At 34.9% G+C, this 23480-nt stretch carries 27 protein-coding genes; 11 read left to right on the plus strand and 16 right to left on the minus strand.

Annotation, left to right across the window (positions count from 1 at the left end; translation table 11 throughout):
- The first annotated feature begins 32 nt into the window (after positions 1 to 32).
- Positions 33 to 638 (plus strand): hypothetical protein, encoded by a 606-nt coding sequence (locus ABMA70_RS04845; RefSeq protein WP_103216651.1) that lies wholly within the window; start codon positions 33 to 35, stop codon positions 636 to 638.
- Positions 639 to 682: 44 nt separating this feature from the next.
- Positions 683 to 1312: a transposase gene (locus ABMA70_RS04850; protein ID WP_392991239.1), complete on the plus strand. Its 630-nt coding sequence runs from the start codon at positions 683 to 685 to the stop codon at positions 1310 to 1312.
- A gap of 66 nt (positions 1313 to 1378) precedes the next feature.
- On the opposite strand, the gene ABMA70_RS04855 is transcribed toward ABMA70_RS04850, so the two are convergent.
- Positions 1379 to 2272 carry an ATPase, T2SS/T4P/T4SS family gene (locus tag ABMA70_RS04855; protein ID WP_392991237.1) on the minus strand — a complete coding sequence of 298 codons (894 nt, stop codon included), beginning with the start codon at positions 2270 to 2272 and terminating at the stop codon, positions 1379 to 1381.
- Positions 2273 to 2342: 70 nt separating this feature from the next.
- Positions 2343 to 2537: a response regulator transcription factor gene (locus ABMA70_RS04860; RefSeq protein ID WP_392991235.1), complete on the minus strand. Its 195-nt coding sequence runs from the start codon at positions 2535 to 2537 to the stop codon at positions 2343 to 2345.
- Positions 2538 to 2925: 388 nt separating this feature from the next.
- Between ABMA70_RS04860 and ABMA70_RS04865 the strand changes: the two genes are divergently transcribed.
- Complete coding sequence (locus tag ABMA70_RS04865; RefSeq protein ID WP_392991233.1) at positions 2926 to 3399, plus strand: hypothetical protein; 474 nt, start codon at positions 2926 to 2928, stop codon at positions 3397 to 3399.
- Positions 3400 to 3426: 27 nt separating this feature from the next.
- On the opposite strand, the gene ABMA70_RS04870 is transcribed toward ABMA70_RS04865, so the two are convergent.
- Genes ABMA70_RS04870 through ABMA70_RS04880 form a run of 3 tightly spaced genes read right to left on the minus strand, consistent with a single transcriptional unit; the run spans position 3427 to position 5994 of the window.
- A complete protein-coding gene (locus ABMA70_RS04870; RefSeq protein ID WP_392991231.1) occupies positions 3427 to 4302 on the minus strand; it encodes a GNAT family N-acetyltransferase in 876 nt (291 codons plus the stop codon).
- Positions 4302 to 5429, minus strand: a complete 1128-nt coding sequence (locus ABMA70_RS04875) for a serine protease (protein WP_392991229.1) — start codon at positions 5427 to 5429, stop codon at positions 4302 to 4304. The genes ABMA70_RS04870 and ABMA70_RS04875 overlap by 1 nt, the downstream gene beginning before the upstream one ends.
- Positions 5419 to 5994: a hypothetical protein gene (locus ABMA70_RS04880; RefSeq protein ID WP_393022129.1), complete on the minus strand. Its 576-nt coding sequence runs from the start codon at positions 5992 to 5994 to the stop codon at positions 5419 to 5421. The genes ABMA70_RS04875 and ABMA70_RS04880 overlap by 11 nt, the downstream gene beginning before the upstream one ends.
- Positions 5995 to 6256: 262 nt before the next feature.
- Between ABMA70_RS04880 and ABMA70_RS04885 the strand changes: the two genes are divergently transcribed.
- Complete coding sequence (locus ABMA70_RS04885) at positions 6257 to 7432, plus strand: PAS domain-containing protein (RefSeq protein ID WP_392991225.1); 1176 nt, start codon at positions 6257 to 6259, stop codon at positions 7430 to 7432.
- A complete protein-coding gene (locus ABMA70_RS04890; protein WP_392991223.1) occupies positions 7422 to 7802 on the plus strand; it encodes a response regulator in 381 nt (126 codons plus the stop codon). Before ABMA70_RS04885 ends, ABMA70_RS04890 begins: the two co-directional genes overlap by 11 nt.
- On the opposite strand, the gene ABMA70_RS04895 is transcribed toward ABMA70_RS04890, so the two are convergent.
- Complete coding sequence (locus tag ABMA70_RS04895) at positions 7799 to 8713, minus strand: universal stress protein (protein WP_392991221.1); 915 nt, start codon at positions 8711 to 8713, stop codon at positions 7799 to 7801. The genes ABMA70_RS04890 and ABMA70_RS04895 overlap by 4 nt on opposite strands.
- Before the next feature lie 137 nt (positions 8714 to 8850).
- Between ABMA70_RS04895 and ABMA70_RS04900 the strand changes: the two genes are divergently transcribed.
- On the plus strand, positions 8851 to 10251 hold the full coding sequence (locus tag ABMA70_RS04900; RefSeq protein WP_392991219.1) for a hypothetical protein: 1401 nt from the start codon (positions 8851 to 8853) through the stop codon (positions 10249 to 10251).
- On the opposite strand, the gene ABMA70_RS04905 is transcribed toward ABMA70_RS04900, so the two are convergent.
- The 5 genes from ABMA70_RS04905 to ABMA70_RS04925 form a co-directional block, all read right to left on the minus strand.
- Positions 10248 to 11087 (minus strand): methyltransferase domain-containing protein, encoded by an 840-nt coding sequence (locus tag ABMA70_RS04905; RefSeq protein WP_392991217.1) that lies wholly within the window; start codon positions 11085 to 11087, stop codon positions 10248 to 10250. The genes ABMA70_RS04900 and ABMA70_RS04905 overlap by 4 nt on opposite strands.
- Before the next feature lie 83 nt (positions 11088 to 11170).
- Positions 11171 to 11566, minus strand: coding sequence for a response regulator (locus tag ABMA70_RS04910; protein ID WP_392991216.1), 396 nt, complete (start codon positions 11564 to 11566; stop codon positions 11171 to 11173).
- Positions 11563 to 12873, minus strand: coding sequence for a sensor histidine kinase (locus ABMA70_RS04915; RefSeq protein WP_392991214.1), 1311 nt, complete (start codon positions 12871 to 12873; stop codon positions 11563 to 11565). The genes ABMA70_RS04910 and ABMA70_RS04915 overlap by 4 nt, the downstream gene beginning before the upstream one ends.
- 87 nt (positions 12874 to 12960) lie before the next feature.
- On the minus strand, positions 12961 to 14154 hold the full coding sequence (locus ABMA70_RS04920; RefSeq protein WP_392991212.1) for a DEAD/DEAH box helicase: 1194 nt from the start codon (positions 14152 to 14154) through the stop codon (positions 12961 to 12963).
- 40 nt (positions 14155 to 14194) lie between these two features.
- Positions 14195 to 14806, minus strand: coding sequence for a hypothetical protein (locus tag ABMA70_RS04925; RefSeq protein WP_392991210.1), 612 nt, complete (start codon positions 14804 to 14806; stop codon positions 14195 to 14197).
- A gap of 160 nt (positions 14807 to 14966) precedes the next feature.
- Here ABMA70_RS04925 and ABMA70_RS04930 point away from each other — a divergent pair, with 160 nt between their 5' ends.
- Positions 14967 to 15974, plus strand: coding sequence for a cytochrome-c peroxidase (locus ABMA70_RS04930; RefSeq protein WP_392991208.1), 1008 nt, complete (start codon positions 14967 to 14969; stop codon positions 15972 to 15974).
- Positions 15975 to 15979: 5 nt separating this feature from the next.
- On the opposite strand, the gene ABMA70_RS04935 is transcribed toward ABMA70_RS04930, so the two are convergent.
- A complete protein-coding gene (locus tag ABMA70_RS04935; RefSeq protein WP_158246771.1) occupies positions 15980 to 16528 on the minus strand; it encodes a GNAT family N-acetyltransferase in 549 nt (182 codons plus the stop codon).
- Between the two features lie 114 nt (positions 16529 to 16642).
- On the opposite strand from ABMA70_RS04935, the gene ABMA70_RS04940 reads away from it, so the two are divergent.
- The gene (locus ABMA70_RS04940; protein ID WP_392991207.1) at positions 16643 to 17479 is read left to right on the plus strand and encodes a protein-L-isoaspartate O-methyltransferase; all 837 of its coding nucleotides are present in this window, start codon (positions 16643 to 16645) and stop codon (positions 17477 to 17479) included.
- 8 nt (positions 17480 to 17487) lie between these two features.
- On the opposite strand, the gene ABMA70_RS04945 is transcribed toward ABMA70_RS04940, so the two are convergent.
- Positions 17488 to 18852 (minus strand): HAMP domain-containing sensor histidine kinase, encoded by a 1365-nt coding sequence (locus ABMA70_RS04945; RefSeq protein WP_103216631.1) that lies wholly within the window; start codon positions 18850 to 18852, stop codon positions 17488 to 17490.
- Positions 18853 to 19150: 298 nt separating this feature from the next.
- Between ABMA70_RS04945 and ABMA70_RS04950 the strand changes: the two genes are divergently transcribed.
- Together ABMA70_RS04950 and ABMA70_RS04955 are read left to right on the plus strand one after the other, a co-directional pair.
- Positions 19151 to 19741, plus strand: coding sequence for an HAD-IB family hydrolase (locus ABMA70_RS04950; protein WP_392991206.1), 591 nt, complete (start codon positions 19151 to 19153; stop codon positions 19739 to 19741).
- A gap of 99 nt (positions 19742 to 19840) precedes the next feature.
- Complete coding sequence (locus tag ABMA70_RS04955) at positions 19841 to 20485, plus strand: hypothetical protein (RefSeq protein WP_392991204.1); 645 nt, start codon at positions 19841 to 19843, stop codon at positions 20483 to 20485.
- Between the two features lie 4 nt (positions 20486 to 20489).
- Here ABMA70_RS04955 and ABMA70_RS04960 read toward each other — a convergent pair whose 3' ends face one another.
- The 3 genes from ABMA70_RS04960 to ABMA70_RS04970 form a co-directional block, all read right to left on the minus strand.
- On the minus strand, positions 20490 to 21410 hold the full coding sequence (locus ABMA70_RS04960) for a glutaminase (protein WP_103216628.1): 921 nt from the start codon (positions 21408 to 21410) through the stop codon (positions 20490 to 20492).
- A gap of 69 nt (positions 21411 to 21479) precedes the next feature.
- On the minus strand, positions 21480 to 22229 hold the full coding sequence (locus ABMA70_RS04965; protein WP_392991202.1) for a substrate-binding periplasmic protein: 750 nt from the start codon (positions 22227 to 22229) through the stop codon (positions 21480 to 21482).
- An 83-nt stretch (positions 22230 to 22312) separates the two neighbouring features.
- A complete protein-coding gene (locus tag ABMA70_RS04970) occupies positions 22313 to 22651 on the minus strand; it encodes a MerR family transcriptional regulator (protein WP_392991200.1) in 339 nt (112 codons plus the stop codon).
- A gap of 57 nt (positions 22652 to 22708) precedes the next feature.
- Here ABMA70_RS04970 and ABMA70_RS04975 point away from each other — a divergent pair, with 57 nt between their 5' ends.
- On the plus strand, positions 22709 to 23470 hold the full coding sequence (locus ABMA70_RS04975) for an MBL fold metallo-hydrolase (protein WP_392991198.1): 762 nt from the start codon (positions 22709 to 22711) through the stop codon (positions 23468 to 23470).
- The last annotated feature ends 10 nt before the right edge of the window (positions 23471 to 23480 follow it).

Here is a 23480-nt window from a genome sequence, read left to right on the forward strand (position 1 = left end):
CTTATTACCTCTAAAAAATAAGTGAGGTAAAAATGAATCAATTACTAATTAATTTTAAAGAATCAAAAACATTAAATGAATTAACAGAAATTCTAGATAGTGGATGGCAAATATATAAATCTAATGCATTGTTATACAGCAGCTTCACATTAGGTTTTTCATTATTACTATGGGCACTTTCAATTATCCCATTTGCCTCCGGTTTACTAACACCATTTTTTTTAGCATCGTTTTACACAGCAATCATCAAATCAGAAACGAAAAAAGAAATTACAATTTATGATTTCATTGCAATTCCTAAAGAAAAATTCAATCTAATTTTTATTAGCGGCTCCTTGTCATCATTGATTACATTCTTTGGTTTTATTCTCTTTATCCTTCCAGGACTTTACTTTTTCGCTTCTTATCTTTTTGTTATGCCTTTAACTCTAGAGAAACAAAATGATAAGTCTAGTGCATGGGAGATATTAGAAGAAAGTAGAAAAATATTTACAAACAATTATAAAATCATCACAGCTGCAGTATTTGTTTATATTGCTCTAGCACTGCTTGGAGCACTAGCACTCGGTCTAGGACTTTTTATCACAATACCTTTAATAACTTGTATCAATTATCAACTTTATAAAAAAATTAAGTAACAACTTATGGCGCTTAATGCGCCATTTTTTTTAGCGAGGTAATAATGCCTAAGAAAAAATTAATCCGACAAGGAGAATTCCCCTACCACGTTACAACTCGTAACAATAACAAAGACTGGTTTAGCATACCTATGCATGAAGTTTGGGATATTTGTAAAGAGTCCCTAATTTATGCACTAGAGAAAGAAAAAGTCGAAATAAACTGTTTTGTTCTTATGTCAAATCACTATCATTTACTTCTGACTACTCCTGATGAAAATATCGATCGTTTTATGATGCATTTCAATTGGAGAATTAGTTATTTAATTTCTAAAAAGACAGATAGAATTAATCACAAATTTAGCAATCGCTATAAATGGTCAATCGTGGCAAATCAAAGTTATCTCTATAATGTTTATCGCTATATTTACCAAAATCCGATACGTGCAGGAATCTCTGAAGCTTGCATTGATTATCCTTACACATCACTACATTTTACTAGTTTTGAAGCACAGCTATTTAAATATCGGCCTCATATAAATTATACTGGAGCTAAACAACTTATAGAAAGGAAGTACGATACTGACTTTGATAATTGTATCAGGAATTCCTTAAAGAAAAGCTACTTTACTCCAAAACAGAATATATCTGCACTTTATCTAAAAAGATTAAAAGGCATTAAGATTGGAATGTAACAAGTGGAAATCTCGATTGGTACCCGCGCCCCTTTTTAGGAGGCATAAAGAGGCTTAAGTTTTATTTCACCATTTTTCAAATGCTATCTCATGAATTGAAGAAATAAATCGTCGCTCACTTCCTGATTCCTTTTCTTGAAAGATGATATATTTGAAAACCTCAGAAACTACCAAAGCAGCTTCTTCTAAGTTATATCCATATGAAGAAACAACAGACTGTCTGATCAAACGATCAATTACATTTACAGGACCACTACCACCAGCACAAGCAACTCCAACAGAATTATTTCTAACAAGATCAATATATGGATAACTCAATCTTTCATCTAAGTAACTAAGTGTAATGTAGTCACCTCTAGATTCTTCCGCTGCACTCATGACCTCGGTAATTGAATCAGCATCTTTTCCACGTGGCATAAGTCTTGTGACTAAATTTCGATAAAAAACTATCGATGGCGTTGTTTCGATAGAAACGAGTGTCTTCTCTTTTGGTAAGAGATTTAGAATCGTATTATAAAGAGTTGTCTTGCCTGAACCAAAGTCTCCTGCACAAAGAATACCTTTATTTGATCCAACAATTTCTGTAATAATATCTTTTCCTTTTTCTGTAAGCGCATTTAAAGAGACATAATCCTCAAGAGATAAAATTTTCTTAGGAAGTTTTGTTAATTTAAGCGAAGGGCCTTTAATCGATATCGGAGAAAGAACAACTGAAACAGTTAGAACTTCTGTTATATATCTAGAGAAGGACACTTGATCTTTAGTTATACTAAAACGATCTTTAAGTGCGTTGATGACACTTTCATACTCATCTTTACTATTGAAGCATTGTACAGGGTGCCAGCTATCATTTTTTTTAACTGATACATCGTGATAAGCACCAATGCTAACTTCATCAATAGATTCGTCACATACTAATTTATATAAATTTCCAAGTACTGCTTCTAATTGATCGTTCATCTTCTCTCCTACAGTTAATATCTACTGTAAGCTTATTTGTTATCTTAAAATAAATCACCTAGGGACTTCCCTAGGAGGCTACTAACCACCTGAATTTAAGTGCATTAGTGACGGCCTCTGTACGCTTACTTGCTTGAGTCTTTTTGAAAATAGAGCTCATATGGTATTCAATAGTCTTTTCAGATATAGAAAGAGCATTGGCGATCTCTTTATTCGTGTAACCAAGAGAGACCAAATCTAGTACTTCAGCTTCTCTTGCAGTCAAAGGATTCTCAGACGAAATCGCCGATTGATCGACTGATTTTGTTAAAGACTCCAGGGTTTTAGCGACTCGATTAAGGCACAGTGATTGGTTTTTACCTCGTGAGTAAAGACGACATTCTTTTGCTAAATTAAGTAATTCTGCCTCAAGGGTTTTGATAGCTACTCCCCAAATTAAACTAAATTATTAAAAACCAAAAAATCCGTAGTATTCCTATCGGTTAATATCCTTGAAATAATTAGCTTATTTGATCTTTGGAGAGAGTTAAGTTACTGAAGTCTCGATTGGTACCCGCGCCCCTTTTAAGTAAGAATTACAGGAGGAGATGTCATATGGTCTAAATAGAGTTAATTAAGTTGAATATTGAATAAAAAGGGACAAAGAGGGGCAAATGAAGATCTTATCACTACTTACCATTCTATTTACTCTAAATGCCACAGCAGGCTGTCTTGAAGACCAAACAAGCTGTGACTACGAATTTCAAGGCTGTGTGAATTTTGCGATTCAAATGCCATATGAAAAAGATATCTCTTCAATGCTCTATCGCTGTCAGGAGAAATACTTAACAGTAATCACTTATGAACAATGTATGTCAGTGGCAGAAGAAATGATCTTCATGAGAGACAAGAATAAGGCCCGCGCAATATGTGGAACACAATTTGGTGGTGCATTTAATTTTGATCAATGCCTAGCTCATGCTGAGGCACAAGCCTATACTGAAGATATCACTCGCCTAGGACTTGAATGTTTTGAAAAACAAAAAGAAACAATCACACTAGCACAGTGCTCACAGGTTGCTGCACTTATGCACTTTATTAAAGACAAGAACTATATCAATCGATACTGCTTTGAAAAGCATTTCTAAATACAAAGCCTCCGAAAGGAGGCTTTTTTATTTTCGCACTAATTCAAGATATGCATACATTGCTCTTCGCTTGAGCTTCTTCGAAAAACCAAGAACTTCGTTGGTTGAAGAGACCCCCGCATAAATCGAAACTTTCTTTTTCTTAAAATATTTCAATGCTTCATAGTATAGCAGTTTTGAAACACCACGGCCTTGAGCATCCGGATGAACTGAAATTGACATTATATGACCTATCTTAGTTCTTGTAATACTTGGAACGATGAAACCAATTGCCTTCCCGTCCTCAACAGCAACTAACGCATCCACATCATACTTAATAAGACCATCCACAAAACCCAAAAACATCTTACGGGGAAAATTCTCACAGCGTGAAGTTGCACTAAACTTGTGAGCAAGGTACTCAATATCGACAACCTCATCTCTTAATTCTTTATTGAGTTTTACGATTTTAACATTCTTATCAAACTCATATTTTGAAAGGTACTTTAGGCCATCATCAACACTTGCCAGAAGCTCCTCTCCACGGCTTCGGCCGCCTAACTCGAGCAATTGATTATATATTTGTGACTTTACTGGAACATAGAAGTGTGCTCTTTTAATGCGTTTAACATTTTTAAACACATCCTCGACCATGTCTCTAGTTTCAAGTACAGACCATTTTGGAGCAATTTGAACATCAACTTTTATTATTCTAAGACCTATATCATTTGAAGCAAAGAACTGATAAAGGTATTCATTTTTCTTCTCATCATGACGTGTGAATTTAGAAATATCACTTAAACTCTCTCTAATATCATTTTTACGAGTTGAAGTGTATTTTTTTGGTACAGGGATGTCCTTGCTTTTGCAAAATTTCACGAGAGCAGAATTATCATATAACAAATCAAGGAGCTTTCTATTCATTAATAATCCAATAAACTTTTAATAGTTGGATGATCTACTTTTTCTAGCTCTGCCTTGATATACTTCATCGAAGTTGCAAAACTACCATCATTCCAAATGCTAGAAATATTAGCTTCTTTTTCTTCTATTAATTGTTTTGACGTTAAACCAATTTTCTCAGTTTGAATTCTTGTGATGATACCAACCAGCTCACCTGTTTCACGATCAACTAATGGAGATCCTGAATCACCACCTGAAGAATCACAACCTGTAGCAATTGAATAAACCTTATCAAGCTTTCTTACTCTATCATCTCCAAAAATAATCTGACAGTCATGAGAATTCTCGTAACGTGCTAGTCCAAGCTTCTCATTATCAAAGAAACCAAATCCGACAGTAGTTAGAGGAGTTCCCTCAACGGCAACTTTATCAAAATTTAACTTCACAGCTGTTACAGTTTCCATAAGAATTGATTCCTTATCCTCCATGTCGATTGAAACAATCGCAAAGTCTAAATCATCACTATAGAAAACAAGCTCTTTTGCTTTTAAAGAAAATTTTGGTCCGGCAATAAAATGAAAAAGCATATCTTTAAAGTTTTCACGATCAATAACATGGGCAGCAGTAGCAACAAGATGCTCTCCTGCAAAATGGCCGAGATAAAAAGCTGTACCAACATTCTTCAGTGTTAATTTATTGGCAGTATTTACTACGCCGAGTCCAGTGATTAAGATTGAGCTCTTTAGTGCTTCTACATCTGGCGAATCATTTTCACTAATATGAGTACGATTCCATTCATCACCAATAATATACTCTTTAATATTTAGATCTCTTCTCTGATTCGAAAGTACATATTTAAGATAAACGCTTGGGTAATTAATACTTTCGTAGAGCTTAATAATAGCTTGATAAACTGACCTTGAAGAACAAGTACGCTCGATGCGATTAACTTTAGTTACATAAGCTCTAATATATTCTTGTCTTAAATCCATGAGATTCGTTATATATACACCGTCATCACTCATATTCTTAGTGATGCTTGTAATTTCGACCAGAGAGCTTCTTTCTTGCTCCTCACTACACAATTGTGCTTGAGTATTGAAAGTGATTAAGAATAAAATTAGAATAATTGGTAAATTAAAGCGCATTTTCTATTAGACCTTTTTTAGCGTTTAGTTTCTTTTTAGTTAAACGAATTAGACGATTTAAGGAGATATATCTCTCCTTTCCTTTACGCATACAAAGTTCATTACTTTCACTAGCAATTTCAATAACGGCATTGCGAACTTCTTCATATGAATAATTTGAATTCTTATATTTACGATTGACTCGTTTTACAAATGTATAGAATAGATTATTGTCACGACTATATTTATTCTCTTGTAACTCAAGTACTTCTTCTTCGATTTTAGAATCTATATCCTGATTAGCAATTTCTTCTTCAGAGAGCTCAGACATTTTTAAAATAATATATGTTCCAATAATTCCTTTTTCATTTTGTAAAAGATCAAAGAAAGAAGCAACAGCAGTAATCCCAAGAACAATTGGGATAGAGAATGGAACAAACGCCACAATAAATACAGCAATAGGATGACCAACAACTTTTGCTAACCAGTAGTAACCTTTTAACTTATATACCCAATCTTTATCCGTCTGATTACTTGACTGGTCTTTAGGATAGAATGTCTCAATTTTATCTTTATAGGCGTCCATACACTGATATTCAAAAGTGTTTGCCTGGGCAGTACTCCATAAAATCGAAATACATAAGAATAGGGTTTTAAGTATTTTCATCATATTTGTAGAAAAGAGAATAAATGAATTTTTTATAAAATACTTAAGTATTGAAATAAGTATCTCGGTGTTCAGGTAGTATACACCTCCACACTTACCTATAATATTAACTACTTAGACTCAATCCATATTTAAACATTCTTTAATCCAATCTAATTATCTCAATACCGAAAAAACCAATGTGGAAAATAAACTTAACCTAGACATTCTACTCGAAAATATTGATGGCATTGCCTATCGCTGCTTAAATGATAAACAGTGGACAATGCTATTTATGACTTCAGGAGTAGAAAGGATTCTTGGGTATAAACCTGAAGAATTAATCAATAACAATGAATTATCGTTCGCTGATATCTACCACCCTGATGATGCTCTTAGAGTTTGGAATGAAGTCCAACTTGCTATTGAAAATCACACATTCTTTACCATTGAATATCGAGTTAAACATAAGAAAGGTCATTATATTTATGTGTGGGAGCAAGGCATCGGTATTTATGAGAATGGCAACCTAATTGCTATTGAAGGCTATATTTGTGATATCACAATTAAAAAACTTACAGAAATGGAGCTAATGGAGATCGTTGAAAAGCAAGCAAAAGAACTTCTTAAGAAAAAAGAAGGTGAAATTGAAAGAGCGAACTTTCAACGCATTTTAGAGCTCACAAAAGGAATGGCCCACGAATTAAAAAATCCTCTTACATTGACATTAAATTCTTACCAAATACTTAGAGCTGAGATTTTTAGAAAAGAGCGTCGTCCAGAGAGAATTGATATGCTCCTGTCTGTTATGAAAGATGCCAATACTCGAATAAATGATATCGTAGAAACAATTGATTTAACTTTTCGTTCCGTATCTAATATCAAAGAAATTTTCAATGTAAGTAAACTAATCGAAAAAAGTTTAACTATCGATTATAAGCAAGAAATAAAAGAACAAAATATACACTTATCAATTTCCGAAGAAACCTCTAACTATAACCTATTCATAACCGGGCAAAACTTTATTCAAGCTCTAAAAAACATAATAAAAAACTCAATCAATGCACTTCAAGAGAGTAGTAAAAACAACAAGAGAGAAATAAGTATAAATATCGAAATTGATAATAACAATCAATCGTTATTACTTAAAATTAAAGATACGGGAATAGGCATCTCACAAGAATATGTAAAAAGTGTCACTCTCCCCTTTTATTCTGCAACCTCACAAAAAACGAGTGGTGGATTGGGGCTGGCAATTGCAAAATTCTTACTACATAACGATAAAATTGATATTTCATTTAAAAGCGATATTGGTAATTGGACAGAAGTTACTTTAAGTATTCCAAAGGAAAGGTGGAGGCATAGCGATGGCGATTAATATACTCTTTGTTGATGATGAAGAAGCTCTACTTGAACTTATCGAAATGATATATGAAGAAGATGTTCTAGCAGGAAAACTAAGTACACAATTTGCATTATCAGGAAAGGAAGCTCTTACAAAACTAGCTAGTGATAAAGGTATAAACATAACTGTACTCGTCACCGATATAAATATGCCTGACATGAATGGTATAGAACTTGTAAAAGAAGTTAAAAAGAAATATCCACATATCATCATCTATATGATGTCTGCTTATGGTGATCAAAAAACACTAGAAGAAGTGAGTGAACTTGATATTAAGCACTACTTTAATAAGCCTGTGGACTTTAGTGAACTCAAATCAACTATTGAACAAGATCTAAGCTAAACATGTAGAAGATAAATATTGCAATCAGTTCTTTTCATTATATCTAAAGTAACACTACCAAGAGAAAGGTGTTCAAAAATATAATGCTGTGGTTTTAAAACCACAAGATCTGACTTTTCTTCTTTAAGTAACTCTTCAAGACGACGTGCTGGTTCAGCATTGAGAATCATCTTTAATGTATAGCTCGCTTCAACACCTTGTTTCTTTAACAGTGCCTGTGCCTTTTGAAGCTCATCCTCGGCCCCCTTATGAAGCTCAGACATCTCATTAGAAAGGACTTCTCGAGGAAATAGCCCATCAGGGAATACTTCCAAATTATAGCTCACAAAATTAATTGGAACGATACAATCCATATGAACTTTAGCGTTGTTACATTTTGCAAGATTTGCAACTTTTGCCAAATCATCTTCATCAATTGACTCATAAGGAATAAGATAAGTTATTTTTTTAAATGTATCGACTCCAGATTTATTGATAAGAACATCCTTATTCAAATTAAAAAGAGATTTTTCTGCAAATGTATTGAGAAAGAATCGATGTAGGTCACCGTGATGACTGGCACCGACAGACAGGACCTCCATTTCAGGGTCTTCCTTCAAATGCTCAATTCCTTCATTTATTGATCCCTCGAAGTTTTCAAAATCAATATCTTCTTTATCAATATCAAGACGTCCAAGGGTTGCGTTCACCATCTCTAAAGATGTTTCTTCAATTCTCTTTTTCCAAATAGGATCTTCAATTCGACGCGACAGGGCCGAAGACGTGTGAAACTGTTTTTCTATCTGAGGAGAAATTGTATCGATATGGTAGAGAGAAGGTTTTAATCCTAGGGCCTTAGCAAAATTAAAACCTGAACGAATATTTTTTTCAGAACCTTCATGAAGGTCTGAGCAGATAACCAGTTTTTTCATGCTGCCTCCAAGTATATATTATTTGGCAAATGGATTTAATAAAACTTAAATTAACTCTATATATTCAAAGATTGGACTGCTATCACTTGTACTTTAGAGCCAGTTAACTTGGCGCTAGACTTGCTATGATAATACTCATGAAGTTGATGAATACTAAAAATCACATCCTTAGCGTGATGTACGTCTTATTTTTATGTCTAATTCTTGGTCAGAAGTCTACATATTGTGCAATTATTGACAATAATAGCGAGGACAATATCTACGCTTCCCAAAAAGACAAAGAGCGTTTTGAGATAAAGAATCTAGTTAACGAGACGGGATTTGATTATGGGATAGACCTCAGTGATCAAGACCTAGAAGAAATTGCTGAGAGTGTTGGAAAATTTAAAATTTCTACACTAAGCTTTTCAAAAAGTCGCTTTAATCGTGAAGGTGCCATCGAGTGGTATCATAATATTCGTAACGTTAGTAAAGTATTTTACAACGTTATAACTGATCATAAACACTACAATGAGCATACTGCGGTTAGAGCTTCAATAAATATGGCCCATCAGCTTGTTTCATGGTGGATAACTCGAATAAATTACACCCTAGTACATGAAGTTGCTCATGGTGAGGCAATAAAAGAATTCGGCGGAAAAGATATCAAGCTATGGGTTGGAAACGACTCTTTTGATAGTGTTGGTGCATTCTATCTAGCATTCATGTCAACATATAATCGAGGTGCTATTAGCTACACAGTAGATACATTAAGTCCTGAGCAAGAAGCAGCTATTTCAGCAGCTGGCATTAACTCACAACTGCGTTTAGCAGAAGAGATTGCAGAAGAAAGTATTATTAATCGCAGGTTTGATCAAAGTGATGCCCTTCACTATATATTGAATAAAGTCATCTCGACAGTTTACTATCAATACGATCCAAATTCGAATATGAGTGACCTCGCCCACTACGCGCAAGCACTTCATCAGCAAGGAATCATCCATGCAGATGAAATTGATTCTACAAAAGAGTATATCTCGAATATTTCTTTCTTAGCGACACTCTTATCAGGTAGAACCTGGGAGGCCGTAAACGCTTTTAGTGACGAAATTATGTTAAATAAACACTACACTGACACGTATGCATTCAAAACACCAGTGGGCGAAGTAACATGGCCAGAATTTGCAGCATTCCTAAACAATAAAGGAGTTAGTGGAAAAATCTCAGCGAGCCTTCTAACAGAATCTCGCATGACATATCACTTTTCATTTGAAACACCACTAATTGGAGAAACAGCTAACGAAGTAGGTTTAGGATTTACATATAAGTCAGATAGTTGGCAAACAACAGTTAAGACATATTTTAACGATCAAGATGGCCGTGGTGCTACAATTAGATCTCAATACGATGTTGGAAGAAAAAATGGATTTTCTTTCTTTGCTGAGGCCAAGGCCGAAAATGGTACACTTAACCAAAGAAGGCATCAATACAGCCTAACAGGACAAGAAAGTAACGAATTTGAAACTAGTTTTAATATTGGGGTTGAATACCGTTTCTAAGAACGATAGAAATTTACAACGCGTCCCTTTTGCTTGCGGCTTTGATGAGATTCTAACTTCTCAAGGCCAGCAAGATTGTCCAGTGCATTCAGCATAATTTCATCCCAACCAGAAATAAATAGCAGATAAAACTTGGCCCCAGAATCAATTAGATCCTTAAAGTGAGCAATAAGCCTTGGAACGTTATCTGTACCAACTGAATCGTAGAGATAGTAAACATCACGGCCGGCAAAAGCCTGAGGATTTTCTAGGAAATCACAAGTTTCAAATTTAACATTATCTAGTTTAAAATAGCTAGCAACTGATTTTGTGAACTCAACTCTTTCCTCAACTAACTCAAGACCTAGATAATCAAGCTTCTTATCCATCATTAAGGCCATATAGAGCAAAGCACGTCCTGTTCCAGAACCAAGATCACATACACTTTTTATATCACTTCTAGAATTGATAAAACTAATCAAGAGATCAAGATCATCATAGCAGGCCGTATAAACGTGATAATTTTCTCCAAAGATAACATTATCATCGTCACCATTACACTCATTCCCCTCTTCATATTCTTCAGGATAAAGATGTTCAATATCTATAATACGAAGAAGCCTGTCATAAATTAAATCACGGAAACTTGGATCAAACTCACCACGAGCAATAATTTTTTTAACAGATTTGAAGATCTCGGTCATGAGTGGGAACTCAATATTATCAAAGAACCTCTCTCTTAAAACAAGAGCATCTCGACTATTGACCTGACAAATCTTATTTAAAAACTTACTTTGTTGATCGATCGGTCCTGCTAGAACCTTTTTCCATTTTTTATCGGCTTTTTGAAAGAACATATTTTCAAACTAGCACTTATTTTTGGATGAGTTAACTAAAACTTTTGAAGAAACACTTAAACATTGAAATTATTCACTGTATTTCAAGTTCTAAGTTCAGGATAGCGTTCACTCATTAAATTAATGAGTTTATCGAAATCCACAGGTTTTTCAAAATAATCGAGGGCACCTAGCTCTTTTGCCTTATTTCTGTATGCGTTACTTGAATAGCCTGAAATCATTATCGTATCGATATTTGGAAATCTATGATTAACTTCTTTTAACAATTCAAAACCATCAATACCAGGCATATTGATGTCTGTTAATATCAAAATAATATCCTGACCATCTTCACTCTCCAAAATCTCTAAAGCATGGGCACCAGAAGTTGAAAAAGAAAGAAGCATTTTATTGGCCTTAACCCAGTCTTCAAAAATATGCTCAAAGATGAATAGCACATCCTCTTCATCATCAACTAAAAGTACATGAACCCTAATCACGAAATCTCCTTAGGAAAACGAATCTTAAAAATTGTAAACTCGCCTTCTTTTGACTCGACAAAAATCTCACCATTATTCTTCTCTATAATCGATTGTATGATAGACATACCAAGCCCAGAACCTTCCCTTCCTGACTTTGTCGTAAAAAATGGCTCAAAGATATTATTTAGGAATTTTTTTGGAATCCCTTCACCGTTATCTTTAATTTCGATTAGTATATAATGATCTTGATCAAAGGTTTGAACAGACAACAAGGCCTGACCATCTATATTCTTAAACTTCTTATCTAGAGAATATATTGAGTTTTCGAAAAGATTTAAAAAGACTGATTGAATATCATTAGTGAATACATGTAAATCTTCACTTGTATTTAGAGAGTATTCAAATTTGAGATCAACACCATCCGTTTTCAATGAAGAAGCATGATAGGCATACTTGAAAGACTCTTCAATAAGCTTATGTAATGAATACTTTTTCTTTCCATTAACCCTGGTATCCAACATAACATCTAGGATATTTTTAATTCTTAAGCTATGGGTTGAAATTATATCAAGCGCTTTACTCAAATCTTTTGAAACTTTACTATCATCACCACTCAAGCGCTCATTAAGAACCGTAGCAACCTTACTTGCATTTAAAATGAGATTTAGAGGATTCCTAATTTCATGAGCAATGCCTGTAGTTAATCTACCAAGCGCGGCCAACTTTTCTTGTTGAAGCATTGTCTCATGAGACTTTTTTATGAATTCTTCTTTCTCACTTACTTCTTTTTCAATAATCTCATTTAAGTCAGCAATTTTTTGATTTGCGTTCATCATAGCAAGCTCGACACCGATGCGACTTGCAAATAAATCAACAGCTGTTGCCACAAAAGTAGGATCTTTTATGGGAATTGTACTCAATAGAACAATCAAGCCGAGAAAATCGCCAGAAGGAAGTAAGACAGGAGCACCAATATAAGCGTCGACCTCCATATTCTGAAGCATTAGATCTTGTGGATAGTCTACGCATACATTCTCAGGATGCATGCAAACTCGTTTCCCCGTAATTACATCATGACAAGGAGTACCCTCAAGATCATATTCTAAATTATCAATAAATTGCCCATTAGATATAGCAAAATCTGTAAGAATAATATTGGGGTCACCTTCTTTAGGGCGACCGACAAAAATAAAATCAATCTCTAGATAGGTAGCAATATTCTTTAAGAGACTCTTTATGTAATCTGCACCACTTAAGTGCTGATTTATATTATAAATCTCTTTAATAATTTTAATTTTATCTTTCTCATCCATTAGGCTTACCATGACGCCTCACTTTATTAACGATATTTCATTATAAAAGAAATGCATAAGACATGGGTTTAAGAAATCTAAAGAAAAGTTTGGATGATATTAGCGCCTTCGACGACCTTTGTATCGTTTCTTGGCCTTAGGTTTAGATAAAGGATAATCATGATGAAATGGATGATCTAATACTTGAGAAATATTCTTTCCAATAAGCTTTTGAACATTACGAAGAAAAGGCAAATCTTTTTCACTACATAATGATAGTGCCACCCCCTCTCTTCCGGCCCTTGCTGTTCGTCCGATACGGTGAACATAGTATGTTGCATCTTCCGGCATATTATAATTAATAACAAGATCTACATCATTGATATCAATACCTCGAGAAGCAATGTCGGTTGCCACAAGAACTCGAATGGCACCAGAAGTAAAGTCTTCAATCGCCTTATTCCTCTGTCCTTGCGTTAAATTACTATGAATCTCCCCAACACTAACATCGCTGCGTGCAAGAAGTTCAACAACTTCAGAAACAGCATACTTGGCCTTACAAAAAATTATAATTCGCGATTTTGTTTTATCCTCTAATAAACTTAAAAGGAGATAATTCTTATTTTCTGCCAATGTAAAATAAACAGATTGTTCAATCTTATCTACTGTTGAAGATTGCGCAGCGACTTCAACTTTTACAGGTTTATTTAATATTTGATTTGCTAGTGTCTCGATTTCTTTTGGCATAGTCGCTGAGAATAGAACTGTCTGATGTATACCTGGAAGCCTACTCGCTATATCAACAACACCTTCATAAAATCCCATATCAAGCATCATATCCGCTTCATCAAGGACAAAGGTTTCAACTTGGGATAATTTAATGAATCCTTGCTCCATTAAGTCGATAAATCGCCCAGGAGTTGCTACGACAATATCGACGCCTTCATTTAGAGCAACTATTTGCGGAGCACTACTGACCCCGCCCATGATAACAGTCGAACGAACGTCGCCATTTTTTGAAAAGGAGAGAATACTTTCGTTAATTTGAGTTACCAGCTCTCTCGTTGGAGCAAGAATAATAGCACGACAGTGATTAGGCATAAGTTGCACTTCACATGTCATGAATTTTTCAATCATTGGTAAAGAAAATGCCGCGGTTTTCCCAGTTCCCGTTTGTGCGATTCCCAATAAATCACGGCCTTCAAGTAAAGTGGGTATCGACTTCTCTTGTATAGGAGTAGGTTTAACATGGCCAATATCAACAAGTGCATCCTGAATACATTTGCTTAGCTTAAAAGAATTAAAATCTACCATAGAGATTTATCTCGCATTTCACTCTTCTTGAAGAAATAGATTACTTAGAAACAGCTCTTGATTTTCGAGCAGGTACAACTTCTTGTTCATCAACGACATGACCATTTTCATAGAAGTATCTAAGAACACCTGTCTCTTTTGTTGAAGGCCTATAAACGCGGCCGTCAGCTGTCGTACACTCTGACTCAGAAGCGTTTGGCTCACAGAAGACTTGGTGTTTGATTGATTCTGTCAGTCCACCGTACTCTTTTTGTATTTCTTTACATTGAGGATCTTTAGTTGGTGCAAGTTTCCCACCTTTATAAACAAACCCACACTTATTAGAAAAATTCACACCATTGATAGATTGTGTGACAGAGTTAACTCTCCCCTCATTGTCGTATGTGAATTTTGTCCTGACTTTATCAACTGTTTCCTCTAAGAGATAGTCACCGCTTTTCCAATTTGCAATTTTAAATGAGTACTTAGGATGAACCTCGCCATTGTCGGCCACACAACTAAATGTCGTTGTCTTATTCTTACCATTCACTTCGGTAAGCTTGTAGAGATAACCAGATGGACACTTTTGCGAGTGTTTATAATGATCGACCTCATTTCTGGCAGTGACTGATGTGGAAGTTATTAAGATAAGAAGAATACTTAGTTTTTTCATAAGTACTTTATCGGTTCAAAATTCAACTTACTTTAGCATTTTAGTCAATCATCTTAGTAAATATATGAAATTATTAAGTTTAAAAAAATTATGTAACAAAAGATGCTAATGCTTCGAAAGACTAGAAAACATAACTAATAAACCTGATAAGAGGAAGAAAATGAAACAAATATTATTAATTGGTCTAGTATTATTCACATCCTGCAAAACGACAAGGCCACCATTATCCGAGTTTTTTGGAGAGAGCTTAAATAAGCTCACTTATTTTGGTGAGAATAAACCAAAAGAAGAAGTTATCTCCTTAGGGCAAAAGCTTTTTTATGACACGCGCTTAAGTAAGGATGGGACTGTTAGCTGTTCAAGATGTCACCTACCACAGCTACACTTCTCTGATGGCCTTCAAAAGTCTAGAGGGACAAAAGATCGTTCTGCTCCTAGAAATGCACAAACGTTAATAAATACTGCAGGTCAAATCTCACAACATTGGGATGGAAATAGACAAGATGTTGAGGAGCAAGCAGCAAAGTCATTCTTTATCAAAGTCCCTTTTGACCTTGATAATGAAGAGCACTTAAAAGAGAAGTTAATTAGCAATAATTATGCTCAAGATTTCTTTAGAGCATTTAATGTAAAACTAGAAAGTGAAGATGCGAAGTCTCTTGTTAACTTATCTGCAAAAGCTATTGGTGCATTTGAGAGAACACTTGTTGGGCCATCTCGTTTTGATGATTATCTTGATGGAAATGTTAAGCGTCTGACAGTACAGGAAGAGAGAGGACTTAAGAAATTCATCGATTATGGCTGTATTGGATGTCATAGTGGTCAACTTGTTGGTGGTGAGATGTATCAGAAATTTGGTGTTGTTGAAGATCCTTACAAGTATACAAAATCCGAAAAAAGGGACCTAGGCCGTTATAATTTTACAAAGAATGAAGATGATAAAGAGTTCTTTAAGGTTCCACCGCTTAGAAATGTAACTAAGACTGCTCCATATTTTCACGATGGAAGTGTTGCAAATCTTGACCAGGCCGTCTACATCATGGGTAAGGTTCAGCTTGGAATCGATATTGCAAAACAAGATCGTGACGATATTATCGCTTTTCTATCTACTCTTGAAACAAAAGAAGAGATTATGAAGCAATTATCAGAAATACCAAGTTTGCCTTAACTTAGTTATTCTTTCCAATTTGGATTGATTTTACTAGTGAGAACATGGTCTTGCCAGCTTCCTGCAATCATAAGGTAGTTTCTAGCAATGCCATGTTCTTCAAATCCAAGGGATTTAAGAACTTTACTACTTCGAATATTTTCAGGAATATAATTGGCCTCAACTCGATGAAAATTTAGTTCATTAAACATATAATTGATCCCACAAGAAAGTGCTTCGTTCATATATCCAAAGCCTTGAAACTTCTCACCTAATTTATAACCAACACGACAATTCTGAAAAGGTCCACGCTCAAGTGTTGTGAAGTTAACCATACCTATTAATTCACCACTTTCTTTCAAAAAAATATTGAATCGAACCGATGTCTTATTTTGAAACTCATCTTTGGCATCTTGAATCTTCTTTGCCCAGTAATCTAACATGAAAAAGTCATCGGGTTTCTTGGGATCCCATGGAGCAAGATGGTTTTCATTATTTTTGTAAAATTCAAGAGTGGCAACTTCATCACCAAGTTCAGGAATTGCTAAAAGAAGTCTTTGTGTTTCAATTTTCATTAATAAAATATAAACGAAACAAGAACTCATGACAACGAAGTCCTAATATTTCTTAAGTTCTTACTTTACCAAACTTGCTTTGAGAAAATTTCAATTTTTCAATAATCTATACTCATGAATGAGTTAATTAAAAATCATCAAGATCGATTTATCGCTCAAAATACTGGCCTATCAGAAGAAGTGATCGATGCTTATTACCGAATTCCTAGACATCTTTTCATCTCTAAATTTAAGGATTATCCAGATAACTGGGTCGACTTAGATGATGATAATTTGGAGCGCTACCTTCCTCTACTCTATGCCGATCACCCACTGGCGATATTTGGCAACCAAGAAGTTGTCTCAACAATTTCTCAACCTTCTTTCGTTCTAACAATCCTCGATTTATTAAATTTGGAGCCAGGTCAAAAAGTCTTTGAACTTGGCTGTGGAAGTGGATGGAATGCTGCCTTGATGGGACATATTGTAGGAAGAGAAGGAAAAGTTATAAGTGTTGAAATTATTCCAGAACTAGTTAAGACGGCCAGAATATCATTAGATAAAATGGGCATTAAAAATGTAAAAGTAATTGAAGGAGATGGAACAAAGGGCTTCCTTGAAGATGCTCCTTATGACAAAGCAATCTTTACGGCCGGAGCTTATGATCTACCTAGTGTTTTTCATAAACAATTAAGAGATGATGCTACTCTCGTTTTTGTTCTGAAAGGAAGTCTTGAGGCGGATGTGTTATACGTATTAAAAAAAGATGATGTAGAAGGGTGCTTTATTTCAACCAAAGCAATTGCCTGTAGCTTTGTACCAGTCATAACGAGTTCAAAGCATAAAGTTTCAGAATTTAATCTTTCGATGGCCCTAAATCATACTCTTAAAATCTATCCAAATATAAAAGAAGTGGATGTCCCCTGCCATCACATGATGAAACAACACGATTCTCTTTTTGTTTGGGTATAAATATTTTATTAAGCGATTTCTTTGGAAATAATTACTTTTGTACCACGACCTAGCTCTGAAACAAATCTTACATTAAGACCTAACTCGCGACATACTTTTCTGATGATAAAAAGGCCAAGGCCTCGCCCTTGTTCACCATGAGTTCCAAGAGTACTTTTAAAGAGTTTATCCTCATTTCTATTAATTTCGTTAACAAGACCTGAATCAATCCCGATACCACTATCTTTACATGAAAGGAAGAACTCGTTATCAGTCATTTCAATTCGAAAACAAACCTCAGAATCTTCAGGCGAAAATTTAATTGCATTTTGTAGGATATTACCCAAGATACTATCTTTAAAAGCCTCTTTATTAGTTCTGATAGTAAAGCTCTTATCAATCTCTGATTCAATTCTTAACTTAATATTCTTCGCTACTGATTGATCTTGGTATTCAAAAATTAATTCTTCTAATAAGTCCCAAACAACAACATCAGTCATCAAAAATGAGCTAGAATTATCATCAACCACATTTCGTGTATTTTCAATTATTCCCTTAACCGACTTATAATAGATATCTAGTTTTTGACTGGCCTTTTCAATTTCGCCACGTGCGATTAATCTCTTCACATGTTCAACAATGAGCATTTTATTAGCAATATCGTGACTTATGATTCTATTGGCAAGTAGAACCTCTTTATGGGCCTCGCGGATTTTCCTTTCGGCCGTCTCAAGCTCTAAATTCTTTTTTTCAAGATCATTAGTATGTTGAAGATTTTCAATTATAAGATTCTTATAATACTTATCGAGCTTAAATAACCTTAGGATAACAATTTGGAGGGATGCAAAGATTGAAGGCGCCCCCATGTGCTCATTAACGTGATAAATTAGAATATTTTTATCTTGGCTTATTTCGACATCCCATGACATCGAATCAGACACTAGCTTTGGCAAGGCCAAGAAAACGATTCGATACATATCCACAAAAACTGGAAAAATATCTTCAGGACGATCAAAGGTCAGCTTAATATCAAATGTGGTTTTGCCTGTTTCTATTAACTCGATCTTAACTGCGTCTGTATAGAACGTCTTAAATGAGTATTTTAAGATAAAGTCACCCACAAAGCGAAAGCTGATCATTCGTGAAAGAATATCTAAGACACGTTTTACGTACTTATTAGTGAGTCCATGTTTCGTCATCGCCTCGTAAAACTTTTCATATTTATCATTTAAAGCTTCAGTAATGAGACGGTAATCATTCCACGTCATATACTTTTTTTCATCGCTAATAATGTCATAGTCATGCCCTAGATTTTCAAAGAAAACCTTTGGATCATCATTATTTTCAACGATGTAATTTATGTATGCATGGACTGCTTTATTGCTGACGTTCAAGTCTTCCCCAAATTTAGTGGAATACTACCCCATAAGACTTATTTAATCTAGAGTATTGAGCAATTCTTATCTCAAGGTTAACCATATAAGTAGCTGATCTTTTGATGAAAAATTAACCAAAATTAAAACTATGAATCTGTTTTACTGCTAATATAAATTTAGTGCTAGTTCTTGTTGGAGAATGACCACTCTGCGTACAGCATATCGTTGCGTGTGCGGCATAACAAAAAAGCCCTTCTCACTGAGTAGGGCTTTTTTATTTCATGACATGCCGAATACCTTACCTTAGAATTTCTAAATGAATTTGGCCCTCTTTGATTTTGACGGAACAATTACCTTCAAAGACACATTTACAGAATTTATTTTCTATTCAGTAGGTCCTAAGAAATTACGTCTTGGAAAGCTCCTACTATCCCCTTTTATTCTTGCTTATAAGTTAAAACTCTTATCAGGCCCAACGATGCGTGCGCTTATCGTTAGATATGCCTATTCAAGACAAAGCACCACAACTCTTAAGCACCAAGGCCAAAACTTTTCTCAATCATTTCTTCCAAAGGTTATTAGAACTAATGCACAAGAAGAGATCGATCGCCATAAGAAGCTAGGAAACAAAATTGTTATTGTGTCGGCCTCTTTGGATCTCTATCTTGCTCCTTGGTGTGAAGCTAATGGTTTTGATCTTATTTGCTCTTCCCTAGAATCTAAGAATGGCAAATATACAGGTGGCTATTACGGTGGGGACTGTACAGGCCATATGAAGGCACAAAGGGTCAAAGAGAAGTATGACCTATCTAGTTTCGATAAAATCTACGCATATGGTGATACGGCCGAGGATCAACAGCTACTAGAACTTGCTGATGAGCGCTATATGTGTTGGACGAAAATCTAAGTTTTCAGTCAATAAATTATACATACATTCAACTCTACGCTGTACTTATCCTAGCCCCCTAATCTATATTAAACAAAAATGGGTTACCTAGGAATTGTTATGATTAGAAAATACATCATCATCTTTGCTCTTTCATCATTTGCATTTGCTAGTGAAAGTGAATTAAGTGTTGCGACTAAAGAACTATGTAAGAAGATTGGTAAAAACCATGCGCAAGACACTGTTCTTTGTAACAAAATTATTAAAAATGATGGGCCTCTCGATATCAATGTAATTCCTGTCTGCTCTGAAATTGCAAACCACTCAGTATTCTATGGCATGACTTGTGTAGAAAAAGCTGCGGGTAAAAAATTTCCAAAGAATGCCACTCAAAACTGCATTAATATCGCAAAGAAAGTTAAAGAGAATTCAGTCAATGCTATTGCTTGTGTTGAAGTTTCTGTAAATAAAGAATTTGATAATAATATTTTAAAAACGTGTGATGTATTGGCAAACTACTCAACGTTTAATGGGTATCACTGCCTAAGTTACGCAGCTAATTCGAATTTTAGTGCCCCTGCTGCTGAATTTTGTACAGCAATGGCAAAAGAGACAAAGGACTTTGCAACTTATACATTTAATTGTTTGGAACTAACGGCAGATAAGAATCTATCTGAAGACGACTTGGCCCCATGTTTTGAAGAGTTACTTAATGGTGGAGAATTCGCTCCATTCAAAGCAAAAGAGTGTCTGCTACAATTTTAAGTAATTAGTAGATCGACTGCTCAGAATAAGTTGTAAATAATTCCAAAGCTTCAATACCGGCCAGAGAGTTACCAGTGGAATCTAAAGCAGGAGACCAAGTTGAGATAGACATTTCATTTGGGATAACGCCGACAATTCCACCTCCAACTCCAGACTTAGCAGGTATCCCTACTCGGTATGCAAAATCACCGACTGAGTTGTAAAGGCCACACGTCATCATTATGGCATTCATTCTCTTATTTTGGCTCTTAGTTAATATCTTTTTTCCATTCCACGGGTTTTGCCCATTTGAGCTAAAAAGCCTAAACGATCTGGCCAGATCAACGCATGACATTTCAATGGAACAAATCGTTGTATAAATATCAATTACCTTCGATACTTCATTATTGATATTGCCATAGCTTTTCATGAAGTACGTTAGCGCATAGTTTCGATTGGCAGTAGCAAGCTCTGACATTCTAACAGATTCATTAATAAAGATATTTTCGTTTCCACTTAACTCACGAATAAATTTTAAAACTTCATTTACAGGATCTTTATAGAGATCAATAAGTGTGTCGATAACAACGATTGCACCGGCATTAATAAATGGATTGCGAGGAATTCCTTCTTCGTTTTCAAGAAGAACAAGAGAATCAAAACGATTTCCAGATGGCTCTAGGCCAACACGTGACCAAAGTTTGGCGTCTAGTTTTTGATAAGCTAGAACAAGAGAAAAAACTTTAGAAATAGATTGAATAGAAAACGCTTTTTGGGCATTCCCAATAATATATTCGTGTCCATCATTAGTACAAATAGACATTCCAAATTGATTAGGATCAATCTTTCCAAGCTCTGGTATATAGTCAGCAACTTTACCTTTTCCGATAATAGGTGAAATCTCGGAATAAATCCTTTCTAAAATATCTGTATAATTCTCTTCCATGACTAGTAATATAGCTTCAAAATCTTATTTTTTTAATTTTAATTTTAAATATTATGAAACTCTTACTTACTACTTACTTAGATTTGAGAAATCAGGCATTTCATGATTCCACTTTTGATAGATTTTTTCGAGCTCTTTTGACTTTAGAAGAGTTTCCATATTCTTATCGAAGATCTTAATTAGCTCTTCAGACTTCTTTGTACGAGCGTATCTAACATAGAGGTTCTTTGTAATAACAGGCTTCATTACGTACTTGGAAGGGTCTAGCTTTAGCGCCTTAAATTTCGGCATAATCGTATTTTTAGAATCAATGAAGAAATCAATACGTCCCTTTTCTAAAAGCCTAAGACCATTATCCGTATCCTGAAGCTCTTTCCAGTCCATCTTAGTTTTTAAATATTTGTGATAATCATAACCACGAACCCAGTAAACTCTTTTACCAGCTAAACTCTTTGGGCCCTGCCAGTCTTTTAAAGTCCCCTTTTTGAAGACGACTAGTGTGTACTCAACATCAATAGGATATTGAGGGTAAATTGACTCTTTAACTGTATTGTATGCTCCAAGCATGGCATCTTTGTGATTTTCATTCACATACTTAACGGCCCTAGGCCAAGGAACGAAGGTATAGTTAACTTTGATATCAGAGAGTGAATAAGCTTTCCTAACAACTTCGAAGTAGAGGCCAGTTCCATCTTTATTTGTAAAATCTTTCCATTCAGGCGTTGAGATCTCAATTGTTTTGATCTCACTTCCAATACTCAGATTAGACCATATAAAGAGAATAAGAAATTGTATTAGAAGGTGTTTTGTCTTAACCATAACAATTCAAAGGCTATATTAACCAAATAGTATTGACAAGAAGGTACGCGCCACTTTTTCAAGATATCAGTATGTTAGATGGATTAATTTAGTTTTAAAAACTTTTCGATCTTTTTTAACTTGGCCTTATCTTCACTAATTCTATCTTTGATTAAGGCCTTCTTCTGTTCAAGATTCTTTTTGAAATTTTCACAAGGCTTACCCTTTTTAATAAAAGAGTCCATCCCACGTTTAATCTCACTTAGTGTAAAGCCCAATTCCTTTGCACTAGAGATAAAACGAATCTCTTTCAAGTTTATCTTTGTATAGATCTTATAACCATTAATATCTCTTTGCGGAGGTGATATTAATGAGATCTTCTCATAATAACGAATCGTATCTCTTGATAAACCACTAATATTCTCAAGTTCAGAAATATTCATATTTTCCCTTTACTGTGGAGTTACTCCATACCCTATTATAAATTCAAAGGAGCTTATATGTTAATAACTCAAGTGCGAAATGCAACAATTTTGATTAGCTACAAAGAAAATCTTATTTTAGTCGACCCAATGCTTGCTAATAAAGGCATGCTGCCACGTCTTCGTTTCTTTGGTTCAAGCGTAAAGAACCCAACAGTTGAACTTCCGGAAACGTTTCATCAGCAAAAGGGACAGATTACTCATGCCTTAATTACTCATTGTCAAAAAGGGCATTTCGATCATCTTGATAGTGCCGGTAGAAAATTTTTAAGAAGAAAAAATATCGCTACATTTGCGACTCAAAAAGATGCAAAATACTTAGAATCAAAAGGAATCAAATCATGGCCACTTGAAAAAGAAGATAAATTCTTTGATGGTTCAATTCGTCAAATTCCGGCCCAACACGTAAGAGGTTTTCTCTATCCTTTTCTTGAGCATGGAGTTGGTTATTTTATTAAATTACCAAATCAACCTTCTCTCTACCTTATGGGAGACACTGTTCTTACACCTCGAATTATTGAGTTTATCAAACAAGAACAACCTGACTATATCGTAGCGCCAACAGGAGTTGCCCAATTTGATATTGGCTCACCACTACTTCTTCCTAAGAAAGACATAAAGAAATTAATCGAGATAAGCACAGGAACAATCATTGCAAACCACATGGATGCTCTTGATCATTGCCGCCTATCACGAAGGGAATTAAAGGAATTAATAGGTAAAGAAGCAAGTAAGAGAGTCATCATTCCTGAAGATGGAGAGAGTATCAAACTAAATTAGGGGGGCGAAA

This window comes from Halobacteriovorax sp. XZX-3, assembly GCF_043196495.1.
In the GTDB taxonomy this organism is placed as follows: Bacteria; Bdellovibrionota; Bacteriovoracia; order Bacteriovoracales; family Bacteriovoracaceae; genus Halobacteriovorax_A.